The 13,840-nt window shown below is 64.5% G+C and carries 15 protein-coding genes and 1 tRNA gene; 5 read left to right on the top strand and 11 right to left on the bottom strand.

The features are described 5' to 3' along the window. Positions 1-253: 253 nt before the first annotated feature. Positions 254-3,805: an HsdM family class I SAM-dependent methyltransferase gene (locus AWC14_RS16340; RefSeq protein WP_081968178.1), complete on the top strand. Its 3,552-nt coding sequence runs from the start codon at positions 254-256 to the stop codon at positions 3,803-3,805. Positions 3,806-3,973: 168 nt separating this feature from the next. Here AWC14_RS16340 and AWC14_RS28745 read toward each other — a convergent pair whose 3' ends face one another. The 10 genes from AWC14_RS28745 to AWC14_RS16385 all read right to left on the bottom strand — a co-directional run bounded on the left by AWC14_RS28745 (position 3,974) and on the right by AWC14_RS16385 (position 8,551). Continuing rightward, positions 3,974-4,156 carry a hypothetical protein gene (locus AWC14_RS28745; RefSeq protein WP_057003246.1) on the bottom strand — a complete coding sequence of 61 codons (183 nt, stop codon included), beginning with the start codon at positions 4,154-4,156 and terminating at the stop codon, positions 3,974-3,976. Positions 4,157-4,237: 81 nt separating this feature from the next. Next, positions 4,238-4,714, bottom strand: coding sequence for a phage protease (locus AWC14_RS16350; protein ID WP_045380113.1), 477 nt, complete (start codon positions 4,712-4,714; stop codon positions 4,238-4,240). Positions 4,715-4,735: 21 nt separating this feature from the next. Beyond that, on the bottom strand, positions 4,736-5,608 hold the full coding sequence (locus AWC14_RS16355) for a major capsid protein (protein ID WP_045380108.1): 873 nt from the start codon (positions 5,606-5,608) through the stop codon (positions 4,736-4,738). A 15-nt stretch (positions 5,609-5,623) separates the two neighbouring features. Beyond that, positions 5,624-6,007, bottom strand: coding sequence for a capsid cement protein (locus AWC14_RS16360; protein WP_045380105.1), 384 nt, complete (start codon positions 6,005-6,007; stop codon positions 5,624-5,626). A 1-nt stretch (position 6,008) separates the two neighbouring features. Continuing rightward, positions 6,009-6,599 (bottom strand): hypothetical protein, encoded by a 591-nt coding sequence (locus AWC14_RS16365; protein ID WP_045380102.1) that lies wholly within the window; start codon positions 6,597-6,599, stop codon positions 6,009-6,011. An 11-nt stretch (positions 6,600-6,610) separates the two neighbouring features. Then, a complete protein-coding gene (locus AWC14_RS16370) occupies positions 6,611-7,009 on the bottom strand; it encodes a helix-turn-helix domain-containing protein (RefSeq protein WP_052425604.1) in 399 nt (132 codons plus the stop codon). Beyond that, on the bottom strand, positions 7,006-7,221 hold the full coding sequence (locus tag AWC14_RS16375; protein ID WP_045380098.1) for a hypothetical protein: 216 nt from the start codon (positions 7,219-7,221) through the stop codon (positions 7,006-7,008). The genes AWC14_RS16370 and AWC14_RS16375 overlap by 4 nt, the downstream gene beginning before the upstream one ends. Before the next feature lie 27 nt (positions 7,222-7,248). Then, on the bottom strand, positions 7,249-7,383 hold the full coding sequence (locus AWC14_RS29985) for a hypothetical protein (protein WP_268811715.1): 135 nt from the start codon (positions 7,381-7,383) through the stop codon (positions 7,249-7,251). 360 nt (positions 7,384-7,743) lie between these two features. Next, on the bottom strand, positions 7,744-8,145 hold the full coding sequence (locus AWC14_RS16380) for a hypothetical protein (protein ID WP_200885673.1): 402 nt from the start codon (positions 8,143-8,145) through the stop codon (positions 7,744-7,746). A gap of 208 nt (positions 8,146-8,353) precedes the next feature. After that, positions 8,354-8,551, bottom strand: coding sequence for a helix-turn-helix domain-containing protein (locus AWC14_RS16385; protein ID WP_045380094.1), 198 nt, complete (start codon positions 8,549-8,551; stop codon positions 8,354-8,356). A gap of 132 nt (positions 8,552-8,683) precedes the next feature. Here AWC14_RS16385 and AWC14_RS16390 point away from each other — a divergent pair, with 132 nt between their 5' ends. Both AWC14_RS16390 and AWC14_RS16395 read left to right on the top strand, forming a co-directional pair. Next, positions 8,684-9,316 (top strand): hypothetical protein, encoded by a 633-nt coding sequence (locus AWC14_RS16390; RefSeq protein ID WP_142281726.1) that lies wholly within the window; start codon positions 8,684-8,686, stop codon positions 9,314-9,316. Positions 9,317-9,320: 4 nt separating this feature from the next. Further along, entirely contained in the window at positions 9,321-10,508 is a 1,188-nt protein-coding gene (locus tag AWC14_RS16395) for a tyrosine-type recombinase/integrase (protein WP_045380088.1), read from the top strand. 72 nt (positions 10,509-10,580) lie between these two features. Here AWC14_RS16395 and AWC14_RS16400 read toward each other — a convergent pair. Further along, positions 10,581-10,656, bottom strand: a tRNA-Arg gene (locus tag AWC14_RS16400). 114 nt (positions 10,657-10,770) lie between these two features. Here AWC14_RS16400 and argS point away from each other — a divergent pair. Both argS and lysA read left to right on the top strand, forming a co-directional pair. Further along, the gene (gene argS, locus AWC14_RS16405; protein WP_045380085.1) at positions 10,771-12,423 is read left to right on the top strand and encodes an arginine--tRNA ligase; all 1,653 of its coding nucleotides are present in this window, start codon (positions 10,771-10,773) and stop codon (positions 12,421-12,423) included. A gap of 50 nt (positions 12,424-12,473) precedes the next feature. After that, a complete protein-coding gene (gene lysA / locus AWC14_RS16410; protein ID WP_193393816.1) occupies positions 12,474-13,838 on the top strand; it encodes a diaminopimelate decarboxylase in 1,365 nt (454 codons plus the stop codon). The last annotated feature ends 2 nt before the right edge of the window (positions 13,839-13,840 follow it).

The raw sequence follows: 13,840 nt of genomic DNA on the forward strand, positions 1-13,840 counted from the left end.
TCCGGAGGCAGCTCAGACGCGTTCATAGCGGTCTGGCGGCGTCCGCCGAGGTGTGGCGGCTACGGCAGAATTACAGCCCTGACCTGCGGCGTCAGTCTGCACAGGTTCGGGGGGGTCCGCGACCGTTCGCCAACGAGTTTTGGTCGAGTTGTGACAACGTCGTGACAGCCTCGGCCGGCGACCCCAAACGACACGGCGAGCCGAGGCCGCCTCGCACACGATCCTGGGCCGGCCGGACCTTATCGTGAGTCATGTGAACGAATGGGGGTTCGCCGGCGAGATCAAATCGTGGTGGGACGCGGTGATTGAAGATGACCCGTCGCTAGGACTGGGACGAGTCATCATCGAAAAGGAAACCGAAGGTGAGCGGAAGCGCGCCGACATCACCCTCTGCGACGCCTCCGATAAGCCGCTGATGGTTCTTGAACTGCGACTGCCCGATCATCCCGACAGCGCTCCCTCGTCGATATCCAACATCACAAACGCAATGAATAAGGCTGCCGCGCTAGGCGCCCGCTGGTCGGCAACGTCGGACGGCGAAATATTTCGATTGCTTGACCAGTCTCGACATGACCGCCCACTTCTTGATCGAGCAGTACCCGTGCCTCCGCTCGCGACGCCTACCACGCGCGCAAGTTTGGATGTACCGGCCCAGCTCGCGCTCATCAGATCGGCATGGGTTGAACTGGTTCGGACCCTTGCTCCCGTACTTACTGGACGACATCATGTCCCTCAGGTACCTCCCGACGAGTTCTTCGTCGATGCCCTTAAAGGATCTCTGGCTCGGCCTCTCGCCGCTGTGCGTGACGCAATAGCCGAGCGCCAAGCAAGCGACGCTTCATTTCGTGAAGAACTGATTCGATGGATGGTCGATGAACAAAATTGGGTTCATGACGCCACGAAGATTCTAGATGAAATTAATCGGGTAGCGCAGGTTTCAACGTACGTTTTCGCCACCAGGTTGCTATTTTATGGCGCACTTCGCCGAGCCGAGCCGACGCTCCCGCCGCTCGATCTCCCATCCGGTGGGAATCCTGCGGCAACACAAGCCGCCATCGCATCGCTCTTCGAGCAAGCGCAAGCTATTACTGGCGACTATCAGACAGTCTTTATCTTCGATCCGGTCTGCAAATGGGCGCTCATATCCCAAGAATCCTGCAAGGGCTGGCTCAATGTCATCGAACTGCTAGAAAGCTTTCAGCTCGAATCGATTAGCTATGACGTGTTGGGAAGGCTTTTCGAGCGACTGATTGACCCACACGAGAGGTACAGGTGGGGTCAGCACTACACATCGCCCGACGTTGTGGATTTGATGTTGTCGGCGGCCTTGCCTGACGGCATTGGGACGGTGCTCGACCCCGCCTGCGGCGGCGGAACCTTCCTAGTAAGGGCGTATACGAGAAAACGGGCCTACGATCCGCATGCCTCCCACGAGCAACGCCTTTCCGAAATCGCAGGATGCGATGTTTCCGCATTCGCCGCATCGGTCGCCACGGTTAACCTCGCCTCTCAAAACCTCGCGACTGGTGCTAATTACCCACGGGTTCGGGCCGGCTCATTCTTTCGGGTATCTCCCGGTGGCGTCTTCATCGATTTACCAGATGGAGGCGGCACGATGATAAAACATGTATTACCGCCTATCGATGCTGTCGTCTGCAATCCGCCCTACATCAAATTTGCCGATATCGGCGAGGATAGACGTGCAGAAGCTGATGCCGCTTACGCGGCAGATCGGCCGGGTCAACGGACCTTGAAATACAGATTTAATTACCACCTCTACTTTTGGTTTCATTCGGCTTCTTTCCTTAATTCCAACGCGCGGATGTCTTTTATTACATCGGGCGAATGGCTCGATTCGGATTACGGACAGCAACTCCAGGAGTGGCTTCTTAGTAACTTTCACATCGAGTTGGTCATTGAATCGCTCTCCGAACCATGGTTCGGAGAGGCCCGCGTCGGAACGGTTGTCTTCGTAGTCCGCAAATGGACTGATGCAGATGACAAAACGCAAGCGAAGATACGATTTGTGATATTGCGGAAGCCGCTGCACGCGTTGTACTCGGCGGATACCGCCGATGACACCGTGCGTTTATTGAGCGTGGACGCTTTCCGTGATCGACTGATCACACTAGAAGGTATCGGCGAGTCCGACGACTTCGATTATTCCGTTGTTTCCCAAAAACAGCTCCGTGAGCTCGGCACCGATGAGGAAGGTCGTTACCTCGGACTACCGTGGCGATCGCGCTACCTTCGTAGTCCAAAGATCGCCGAAGAGCTGAGCAAGCGAGAAGGCTTTGTCGAGTTAGGTGAGATTGCCGACATCGCTCTCGGAGGTAAGACCGGCGCGGATGAATTCTTCTACCTGACGCCTACTGGCCAGGGGACATCGGCGAAACCTGTGTTGCAAGGTTTGACCGGATGGGAAGGCGCGATAAGTCGGAGCAATACGAGTCCTGCGCTTCGGAACCCACGTGATCTCGATACAACAGACGGCAGACGTTTTGTCGTTCCAACCCGAGGGCTTGTCCGCTACTTTTCACCTTCCGCCACCGCGCGCGAGCAAGGAGTACGTGACTATGTTGCCCACGGCGAATCGTCAGATATCCACCGGCGTACGTTGGTACAACAAAATTCTGTCGGCGGGAAATGGTATCTCCAGGGAAGGCAGATGCCGAGCTCCAATTGGGTCATGCCTTACAACTCCGCGTACGATTACTTCGCCGCGGACAACAGCAGGGCCCACGCTGTACTAAATGGGCGTTTTGTAGGCGTCGACGCCAAACACGGCGTTGACCCGGATCTACTGGGCGCTGTGCTGAACTCAACATTTGCGCTTCTCGCTCGGCTTCTTGAGGGCGTCGCTACCGGAAACGAAGGTGCGTACGATGTCGGGCCGCCAGCCGCAAGGCGTATGAAAATACCGGATCCGCGGATATTCTCTGAGCCGGGTATTAGTGAAGTGCGAGCGACGTTGCAGGCAATTCGAGCTGCCGACCGTTTGCTTCCCGCCCCATCAAGCCACGGCGAGGTCAATCCTCTCCGACGTACTCTTGATCTTTCGATTCTGCACGCCATGGGGGTCGCGGCGGGCGACGCGGCGATCCTGTTGGACAGGGTCTATACCTCCTACGCTCGTTGGCGCAAGTCGGTTGAATCTGTCGAAGATCAGGTTCAGGAAAATCGGAGGGCTCTCAGCCGGCGAGGCGGCAGTCGCGCAACCGATCCTGTCGCGGTAGCAAGGAACACGGTCTCGGACGAAATTGGCCATACGTTCGACATCGTCTTTCCGACCTGGTCCGCTGATCCGCAGTCCTATGAGCTCATTGACGCTGTTCGTCCAAGCGAAGATGCACAAGACGCCCTGCTCCCGCAAACGAGTGTGCGAGACACCCACACTGGTCAGCATCTGGATCTAGGAAAGGAGCAGCGGGTGCGGTTCGTAAGGGCCGTCCGCGACCTTGGCTGGCCTGGGCCGGTACCCGTCCCGGTATCCGACACGGAATGCGCGACGTTGGCCGAGCAGATTGGCGAGGCGCGAAGTCGTTTGGAAACCGAAGCAGCAATGCGAGCTGCTAAGTACGTAGCGGCCGAGACTGTGGGCTCAATCGTCTCGGGGGTTGTCAGGGGGTGGTGTCGAACTCAGTGCGAGAACCTCCGACGGGCGATCGAATCGGAGGGCGAAAATGGTGTTCCCCAAGGGTCGGAACGTCGACAAGAACTAGGCCCTTCACTCTTCGATACCAACGGACTAGTCCCGACGCCACCGGAATCGGAATCTGATGACAAAGCGCCGCCGTCTAGGTAAAAGAACACATCGCAGTCCTCAGGCTTTGCCTTTTCTTGACACTAATCCAATGGCGCTCACAAAAAATTCTATGGCGCTCAAAAAAAATTCCTGACTACCGCTGGGCAGTCAGGAAGGGGGGTACCCGAATATTTTCGGGGGTGGGGGTGGCGCAGTGGCGGCCGGCCGTCAGAACCGCCACTCGGGCGGTCGCAGGTCGTCGGCCGGGCCGGGATTGCTCGACAGCGGCGGCGCCGAGCCGAGGCGGCAGCCGTTGGCGTGGTCGTCGGGATCGAACGACGCGGTGCCGCAGGTACAGCGGGCGAGCTCGGGCGGAAACTCTGGCTCGTCGGGTTTAGTGGTCACGGGCACCCCAGCCGGTTAGGAGTGCGGCCGGGGTGCCCGCGGGTCGGCCGCGGCGGTTGCCTGGCGAGGGACCGCCGGCGGCGACGATCAGTAGAACCAGGCGGGCTGCTTGTCGGCGTCGCGATCGGCGGGCTCGGTGCTGTGACCGAGCTCGGTCATCGGCACGGCCGTCTCGTTGGGCACGGCCGCGAGGACCTCGATCATGCCCTCGTCGTGGGTGCACAGCGTCACCCAATGCTGACGCCGGCTCGGTGCGATCTTGCCGAGCCGCAGCGCCTCGTCGACGGCGGCCTCGATTTTCTGCGCCTTTGCCGCGGCGGCCATCTGCCGGCCTTGCTGGGCGTCGTGGCGCAGCGCGGCGAGGGTCTGGGTGTCGACGACCTCTAGACCGGCCTTGCGCGCCGCAGCGGCCACGGTGGAGGGCTTTTCGGGGTTCATACCGGCGGCCTGCGCCGCGAGATCGGCGACAGTGGCGAGGATCAGGTCGACGTCGGTGGTGTCGGCGGGCAGGCCGAGGGCCTCGATCAGCGCGGCGGCCTGCTCGTCGTTGAATGTGAGTGCCATTGGTGTTGTCTCCCTTGGTTTCTAGACGCCGAGGATTTTCTTGGCGGCGTAGGGCCGATCGACCGCGAACGCGGGCACGGCGTACGCCTGCACCCACATCGAGCGCGTTGAGCGGTCGTCGTACACCTCGACGGTCAGCGCTGTCTCGAATCCGACGGTGCCGACCATGCCGCCCTGCGCCACGAACCCGGTGCCCTCGGGGATGCGCGGATTCGAGAACATCTCAAGGCCCGCCGATTCGAGCATTGCGCCGAGGTTTTCGGCGTACGCCTGGCGCAGCGCACGCGCCTGCGACGGATGCACGAGCAGCGTGTCGTGGGTGACGCCGAGCTCCTCAAGGTCGGCGAGCTCCTGGGCTTGCGCGAAATGCGCGGTCGGCCGGTTGCCCGACGCGGTGAGGTTGGCGTCGGGACCAACGAAAACGAGGCTGTCCCAGCTATTCGAAGTGGCGACGCTGGCGATGCTGGCGGCCTGCAATGCCTCGACGGCGCGAGTGTCGAGCTTGCGCGCAATTACGTTGCTGAGCTGCGTTGTTTGCTGGTCCAGATAGGACACGTCGTTGCGGCTGCGCTGCTCGTCGGTGATCTGGAACTTGCCGCCCCAATCCTCGACGGCGGCGAGCCGCGGCTCGGGTTCGACGCCCTCGACGACCTTGTACTCGGCGCCGGGCGTGCGCTTCTCGACGTCGCTGGTGAAAAAGTCACTCGACGCGATCACGGAATAGAGCAGGCCACCGCCCTGGACCTGGGCGCCGAACGGGCGAAACACCTTGGGCAGCAATATCTGATCGTCGGCGAGCTTGGCGATCTGGTCGCGCAAGATCGAGGGTTGCTTGAGCGCGACGTCGACGGTGAGCCGGCGGCCGGTGAGCTCGGGAATGAGCGGGTTAGGCATGAGCGTGAATCCTCCCTAGTACAAGCTGATTTCGGCGTCGGCGGCGTCGGCCGCGCCGGTGATCGCGTAGCCGACGGCGACGCCGGCGGCCTTGGTGGCGGCCATCCCGTTCGCGCCGACCTGCACCTCGGCGCCGGCGGCGATCGCACCGGCGGCGGTCACGCGCACGACGCGGCCACCGCCGCGCACCACGCGCACGAGCTCACCCACGGCGGCGTCGTTTCCGGCCACGCCGCACGTTCGGCCGGCGGCAGCCGCGGGCGCAACGCTGATGTTGCCGCCGGCGGTGCGGTCGCCGCTGATCGCGAGGAACCGCTTGGCGGTCACGGCGGCCGTGGCCTGCCCGGTGATGGTTGCGCCGGGGTCGTACACCGACGGGTTGGCGATGGTGGTCGACACGTCAGACTCCTAACGTCGTTCGGCGGGTGCGGCGCCGTCGGGCCGCGGCTACTTGCACGGCGCGCCGGCGGTGCGCGTCGAGGTCGGCGGGGTGGAACGCGGCGGCCGCGACGGCGACCGGGCGGCCGCGGTGGGCGGCGGCGACGTCGTAGAGCTCGGCGACGTCTTGCAGCGACTTGAGGGTGCGAACCGCGGGCGCGGCCGCGCCGAGCAAGGCCAGCGCGGTCAGCACGAACGGCCACACGCGGCCGGTGTCGTCGGTGAACCCCATGTAGCCCTCGATAGAGCGGTCGGGCCAAGCACGCGGCAGCAACGTCGCGACTGCCTTGGGAACGCCGGCTAGGTCGCCGACGAGGATGTGCCCGCCGTCGGTCAGTCGCAGTCGCTCGACGTATCCGAGCGCTGGCGCGGCGTCGCCCATGCCGGTGTGGCCCAGCTTTACGACGGCTTTTCTGCCGAGGATGCCGGCCTCGTGGGCCTCGACGGCCGAGGCGAGGTGCTCGGGGCCGAATTCGAACTCGCCGGTGATGCCGTCCCAGCGGCCGACTTTCAGGAGCTCCAAGTTGGGCACGCGGCGCACATCAACGGGCATGGTTGCCTCCCTCAGCCGGCGCGGCGACCGGCCTTGCGCTCGGCGCGCTCGACGACGACGCGGGCTGGGAGTAGCCAGCGGTTGCCGGCGCGGCGCGCAGGAAGCCGGCCGCGGCGCACGAGGTCGCGAACATTGGCGGCGCTACAGCCAAGGAGCCGGGCGGCTTCGTCGGTGTCGACGAGGTCATAGGCTGCATGGTCACTCACGTCGAGCTCAGAGTGCACGCCGCGCAAGTGATTTCGCCCGTTTTCTTGCGCGGGGGTGAGCGCTGCGCATGATTTTCTGAGTCGGCGGGCAAAATCCGCGAGGCGAGGCGACGGGCGCATGCTGCGGCACACGTGGTCGAGAAAATCGGCCAGATACGCCGCGTCGTCGACAGTGAGATACAGGCCGTGCTGAGCGGTAATCACGTTGGACCCTCGTCTCCGCCGCGGAACCGGCGCAGCGCCTCGTCGAGTTCGTCGGGGTCGATCGCCGGCCAGGCGTCGGTGTCGAGCTTCTCGGCGCCGACTTGGGCTACCAGCCGTTCCATGTACTCCCGCATCGTGCCGATGATCGGTTCCAGATACTCGGGATGCTCGGTGCTTTTCTCGGCGATCAGATGCAGGGCGCGGATGCACATCTTGATCAGATAGTCCTCGTGTTCGCCTTAGCGGTAGCCGGCCACCCGCCGATACACCTCGCGGGTGAGTCGCGGGTCGCCGGTGAACAGCGCCACCACGTACTGCGCCGCGGTGTAGTCGCGGCGCGCCTCGGCGAGTTCGTCGTCGGGTTTCGCGGTCATCGGTGGTCCTCCTGATGGTTGGCTGAATGTCGATTGCCACGACGGTGGCGGCCGATCATGGTCGCACCTCGTTTTCCGCGCACGCGGTCTGTTGGTTACCTACGAGGCTGGTTTGCTCTCGGTAACCACGCATTTGAAGCGACCAGAGAGTTACGTTCGTCTTGCACGTCAGTGCACGACGGTAATGGGTATTCCCTTGGGTATTCCCTTGTTGCACCCACGGGGGTGCATTTGAAATGCACGGCAGCGGTGCATGTTGCGGCCTGTCATGATGCACAAAAAACGGTGCATCATGATGCACGGTTTCCGTGCATGTTGAATGCCGTTGTGATGCACCGAAACCGTGCATGTTGCGCCGCGTCATGATGCACTCTTTCCGTGCACCTTGGATGGCAACTCAATCGGCCTACTTTGCTCGGCGCGCTCCCAATCGGTGAACCGTCGACCGCCGGCCGCGACGACGTAGGCTCGGCGCTTCTGGACCTCTCGCCCGTCGCGCATGTATCTGCGGATCACGAGGCGGCCGTCCTTTTCGGCGTTTGCTAGAGCACGCTTGACGCGGTCGCGGTTGAGGCTCCACCCGAACTCTTTCGCCATGAGGGCCGGCGACGTCTCGAACGGCCTCCCGCCGCCGCCGGCGTGCGAGAGCAGATAGGCCATGACCACGAAACCGTCGGAGTCGAGACGCGACTTGTGCGCGCCGACCCGAATCAGGTCGTTGCATAGGTAGAAATAACCCCCACGGGGGCGGTCGCCGATCACGTGGATTGGGTGACCCATCAGGGCACCGCCTCGCAGCAGGCCGCGCCGGCCGGCAGCGGCTCGTGTTGCCCGCATTCTCGGCAGAGTCGATCGAGGAGCTCGGCACCACGGCCGAGGTGAGGTCGTCGGGTGGGCGCGGTAGGCTTGCCGCGATCGCCTAGATCGCTCGGCGCCCCGGCCTCGCTGTCGGGGTGCCGTTGTCTGTAGGTCACGCCGAGGCGGCCGCGGTGAGCCGATCAATGTACGCGTCAATTGATTTCGCGGTGATAAAGCCCCGACGTCCTACGTTCACGCGCACGATCTGGCCTTGGTTGACTAGTTGCCATAACGTCGTTCGGCTGATGCCGCCAAGTGCGGCGCGGGCCTCGTCGTAGGGCAGTAGCAGCCGCTCAGGTTTGCCGTCCATTTGTCGGTGTCGCTCCTTAATGTTCGTTTGTGTCTGCACACGCCTCGCGTGGCCTCTTGCAATCATTGGCTAACGGTGGCAACGTTGTCGTTGCCATTAGCCCCCTAGTTTTTGGCATGGCTGGAGGTGTTTGTGCGAGCCGTGGTGCGGGAGACGGTCGCCATAAAGGCCGCGGTCGGTGACGGCGAGGTCCAGATCGGCGAGGTGAGTTGGCCCTTCGGGACACCCGTCGTCGCGGTCCGTGACGTCTATATGCCCGAGACAGTCGATGTGTGGGGCCGCTTTCCTGGCAAGTCCGACCAGCCGCTACTACGTCTCAAACTTGATGTGCGCCAAGGCATTCCATCGTTCACCCGTGTTGAGATTGAGGCGACACCAAACGGCGCCGAGGTGACCGGTGTCCACCTCGGCCTCGTTCGCGACAATCTCGAATGGTGGCGTGAGGTGGTTGTGCAGCGTTGCGCGCAAAGTGAGCCCGCGCATGACCTCACGAGCGAACCTGTGTGGGCCGACTCGCGGGCGGCGAGCGCGGCGGTCAAACAGGCCCGGCGCGGCGCACCGCGTAAGGCGACCGAGGCACGACACGAACGCGTCGCCGCGGTCTACCGCGCCCACCTCGACGAAAAACCGCTCGACGCGATCAGGGACGCATTCCGTAACACCAACGGCGAGAGGATCAGCCGGCGCACGGCCGCGCGCTACGTCGAGGAGGCGCGCAAGGCCGGACACCTCCCACCGACCACACCCGGCAAGAAAAAGGCATGAGCAGATGAGTAGGCAGCAGCTACCCCCGCAGATCAAGAAAGTCGACGTAACCGACCGCAAGACGGGCAAAACCGTTGTGCGCTATCAGGTCACGGTCGACGCCGGTAGCGATCCCATCACCGGCCGGCGCCGACAGGTACGCCGGCGCTTCAAGACCGAGCGCGAGGCACGCGAGGAGCTTGGGAGGATCACCGAGCAGGCCGCGACCGACACGTTCGTTCCGCGTAAGGCGGTGACTGTCGAGGAGTTGTGCAAAGACTGGTTGGCGTCGCTGCACAACGCCCGCCCGACCACGGTCAACGCCTACCGCTACAGCCTGGCCCCGCTGCGCGAGCGTCACGGCGACCTTGTGGCCCAGAAACTCACCCGCCCCGACTTGGACCGCCTGCTGACCGATCTGCGCGACGGCGGCACCACGACGGCCAAAGGTCACCCGCGCCGGCCGTGGTTGCCGCGGTCGCTGAACAAGGCTGTCGACGCCTGGCGTGCGGTCCTGGCCTACGGCGTCGAGCGCCGGGAGCTTTCGCACAACGTGGCCGCGTCGATGCGCAAGGCTCCTCGCGTGCATCGGGAGATGGCGACCTACACGCCCGAGGAGATTCGCCGCGTGCTGCGGGCCGCTGACAAGGACCGCAACGGGCACCTCTGGTATCTGGCGCTGTCCGGTCTGCGCCGCGGTGAGATTGCGGGGTTGCGGTGGTCGGACGTCGACCTCGATGCCGGGACGGTCAGCGTCGAGCGCAACCGGGTGCAGGCCGGCGCGGGCAACGTCGTCGAGAACGAACCGAAAACGCTGTCGTCGCGGCGGGTGTTGCCGCTCGACGAGGGACTAGTCGGTGTTCTCAAGCGGGCGTCGGCCCGCTACGCGCAAGAGCGGTTGTCGCTCGGGCCGGCGCACCGAGATAGCGGCTACGTCGCGGTGAACGAGATTGGCGAGCCGTACACGCCCGACACGCTCACGCGCATGTGGCTCAAGCTGGCCAAGGCGGCCGGTGTGCGCCCGATCCGGCTGCACGATGCCCGCCACTCCTGCGGGACCGCGATGCATCTGCGCGGGGTGCCGCTGGCCGTCATCGCGAAGTGGCTCGGTCATGCTGACGCCTCGATCACGGCGCGCCTGTACGCCCACAGTCAGGACGACGCGCTGCGCGCTGCCGGGCAGAGTTTGGGCGCGGTTGTGACATCCTCGTGACACTGAGCCCATTTTCGGGAGCCGGGCGCGCCTAGGCGATGCGCTTAGGTGCAGGTCAGAGGGTGTTTCAGATGGTGCCCCCGGCAGGATTCGAACCTGCGGCCTTCTGCTCCGGAGGCAGACGCTCTATCCCCTGAGCTACGGGGGCGCACGCGCGAGATGCTGCGCCATAGGGCCCAGCCAGACTAACGCATCACAGCAGCCGGCTGACCACCGGAACGGATTCGGGTCGCGAGCACCACAGCCCATAGGATGGACGTTCGTGACCCCCGCCGACCTGGCTGAGCTGCTCAGGAACACCGCAACCGCGGTGCTGACCGAGCGCGGCCTCGACACCGCCGCGCTGCCGGCTGCGGTCACCGTCGAGCGGCCCCGCAACCCCGAACACGGCGACTACGCCAGCAACCTGGCGCTGCAGGTCGCCAAGAAGGTCGGTGCCAACCCGCGCGAGCTGGCCGGATGGCTGGCCGACGCGCTCACGCAAGCCGACGGCATCGCCTCGGCCGAGGTCGCCGGACCAGGCTTCATCAACCTGCGCCTCGATGCGTCGGCGCAGGGCGTCATCGTCAACAACGTCATCGACGCCGGCGCCACATACGGCCACTCCGAGGCCCAGGCCACCCACAAGGTCAACCTCGAGTTCGTCTCGGCCAACCCCACGGGTCCCATCCACATCGGCGGCACCCGCTGGGCCGCGGTCGGCGACGCCCTCGGCCGGTTGCTGACCACCCAGGGCGCCGACGTCACACGCGAGTACTACTTCAACGACCACGGCGCGCAGATCGACCGCTTCACCAACTCGCTGATTGCCGCCGCCAAGGGCGAGCCGACGCCCGAGGACGGATACGCGGGCAGCTACATCACCGATATCGCCGCGCAGGTGCTTGAAAAAGCCCCCGACGTGCTCAGCCAACCAGAAGCACAGCAGCACGAGACGTTCCGGGCCATTGGCGTCGACTTGATGTTCACTCACATCAAGCAGTCGTTGCACGACTTCGGCACCGACTTCGACGTGTACACCCACGAAGAGTCGATGCACACCAGCGGCCGGGTCGCCCAAGCCATCGAAAAGCTGCGCGAGAACGGCAACATCTACGAGAAGGACGGCGCAACCTGGTTGCGCACCAGTGCTTTTGGCGACGACAAGGACCGCGTCGTCATCAAGAGCGACGGCAAACCCGCCTACATCGCCGGCGATCTGGCCTACTACCTGGACAAGCGGCAGCGCGGCTTCGACCTGTGCATCTACATGCTCGGCGCCGACCATCACGGCTACATCTCCCGGTTGAAGGCCGCTGCCGCGGCGTTCGGTGACGACCCGGCCACCGTCGAGGTTCTCATCGGCCAAATGGTCAACCTGGTCCGCGACGGCCAGCCGATCAAGATGAGCAAGCGCGCCGGAACCGTGATCACCCTCGACGACCTCGTCGAGGCGATCGGTGTCGACGCCGCGCGCTACAGCCTGATTCGCTCCTCGGTGGACACCCCGATCGACATCGACCTGGCGCTGTGGTCGTCGGCATCCAACGAAAACCCGGTCTACTACGTGCAATACGCACACGCCCGGCTCTCGGCGCTGGCTCGTAACGCCGCAGAGCTGGGCTTGACCCCGGACACCAGCCACCTCGAACTGCTCACCCACGACAAAGAGGGCACGCTGATCCGCGGCCTCGGCGAGTTCCCCCGGGTGCTCAAAACCGCGGCGTCGCTGCGCGAACCGCACCGGGTGTGCCGCTACCTGGAGGACCTCGCCGGCGACTACCACCGGTTCTACGACTCCTGCCGGGTATTGCCGCAAGGCGACGAGGAACCGAACGAGCTGCACACCGCGCGTCTGGCGTTGTGCCAGGCCACCCGTCAGGTCATTGCCAACGGCTTGGCAATCCTGGGCGTCACCGCTCCGGAGCGAATGTGAGCGCACATCCTGCCGGCCCACGACACGCCGAGGAAATCCATCACGCGGGCATGCCGCCGCGGCCGCAGACCTCGCAGGAACTGCTAGGCCTAGCGCCGAATGTCTGGCCGCGCAACGCAGTTCGCGGCAAAGACGGCACCGTCACTATCGCGAACATCTCGGTGACCGAGCTCGCACGGGAGTACGGCACACCGCTTTTCGTCATCGACGAAGACGACTTCCGCTCGCGGTGCCGGGAGATGGCCCAGGCATTCGGCGGCGGGGAGAACGTCCACTACGCCGCAAAGGCATTCCTGTGCACGGAGATAGCGCGGTGGATCGATGACGAGGGACTCTGCCTCGATGTGTGCACCGGCGGAGAGCTGGCCGTCGCGCTGCACGCCGACTTCCCGCCCGAGCGGATCGCCTTGCACGGCAACAACAAATCGGTTGCCGAGCTGACTGCCGCAGTCAAGGCCGGAATCGGACACGTCGTGCTGGACTCGATGACCGAGATCGAGCGCCTCGACGCCATCGCGGCCGAAGCCGGTGTGGTCCAGGATGTCCTGATCCGCGTGACGGTCGGCGTGGAGGCCCACACCCACGAGTTCATCTCCACCGCGCACGAGGACCAGAAGTTCGGGCTGTCGCTGACCAACGGCGCGGCGATGGCCGCCGTGAAACGCGTCTTCGCCACCGACAACCTCAGATTGGTTGGCCTGCACAGCCATATCGGTTCACAGATCTTCGAGGTGGACGGGTTCGAGCTGGCGGCGCACCGTGTCATCGGTCTGCTGCACGACATCGTCGCCGAGTTCGGTGTCGACAAGACGGCGCAGATCTCGACCGTCGACCTCGGCGGAGGCCTGGGGATCTCGTACCTGCCGCCTGACGATCCGCCGCCACTCGGCGACTTGGCCGCCAAGCTCAGCGCCATCGTGCGCCACGAATCCGCGGCGGTGGGTCTGCCCGCGCCCCGGCTGGTCGTCGAGCCGGGCCGCGCGATCGCCGGCCCCGGGACCATCACGCTCTACGAGGTCGGCACCGTCAAGGACGTCGACGTGAGCGCCACGGCACAGCGCCGCTACGTCAGCGTCGACGGCGGCATGAGCGACAACATCCGTACCGCGCTCTACGCCGCGGAGTACGACGTACGGCTGGCCTCCAGGGTCAGCGATGCCGAGTCGATGCTGGCGCGCGTAGTCGGAAAGCACTGCGAGAGCGGCGATATCGTCGTGCGCGATGCCTGGGTCCCGGCCGACCTGCAACCCGGCGACCTGGTGGCCGTGGCGGCAACCGGCGCGTATTGCTACTCGCTGTCGAGCCGCTACAACCTGATCGGCCGCCCGGCAGTGGTGGCCGTGCGCGACGGGCAGGCCAGACTGGTCCTACGCCGGGAGACCGTCGACGACCTGTTGAGCTTGGAGGTGAGCTGAGG

The sequence above is a fragment of the Mycobacterium kyorinense genome (assembly GCF_002101735.1).
In the GTDB taxonomy this organism is placed as follows: domain Bacteria; phylum Actinomycetota; class Actinomycetes; order Mycobacteriales; family Mycobacteriaceae; genus Mycobacterium; species Mycobacterium kyorinense.

Coding starts and splice junctions, on each gene's coding strand:
- AWC14_RS16385 (WP_045380094.1), bottom strand. CDS start 8,551: ATGGACGGCAAACCTGAGCGGCTGCTACTGCCCTACGACGAGGCCCGC.
- AWC14_RS16355 (WP_045380108.1), bottom strand. CDS start 5,608: ATGCCTAACCCGCTCATTCCCGAGCTCACCGGCCGCCGGCTCACCGTC.
- AWC14_RS16375 (WP_045380098.1), bottom strand. CDS start 7,221: ATGTGCATCCGCGCCCTGCATCTGATCGCCGAGAAAAGCACCGAGCAT.
- AWC14_RS29985 (WP_268811715.1), bottom strand. CDS start 7,383: ATGACCGCGAAACCCGACGACGAACTCGCCGAGGCGCGCCGCGACTAC.
- AWC14_RS16350 (WP_045380113.1), bottom strand. CDS start 4,714: ATGGCACTCACATTCAACGACGAGCAGGCCGCCGCGCTGATCGAGGCC.
- AWC14_RS16365 (WP_045380102.1), bottom strand. CDS start 6,599: ATGCCCGTTGATGTGCGCCGCGTGCCCAACTTGGAGCTCCTGAAAGTC.
- AWC14_RS16395 (WP_045380088.1), top strand. CDS start 9,321: ATGAGTAGGCAGCAGCTACCCCCGCAGATCAAGAAAGTCGACGTAACC.
- lysA (WP_193393816.1), top strand. CDS start 12,474: ATGCCGCCGCGGCCGCAGACCTCGCAGGAACTGCTAGGCCTAGCGCCG.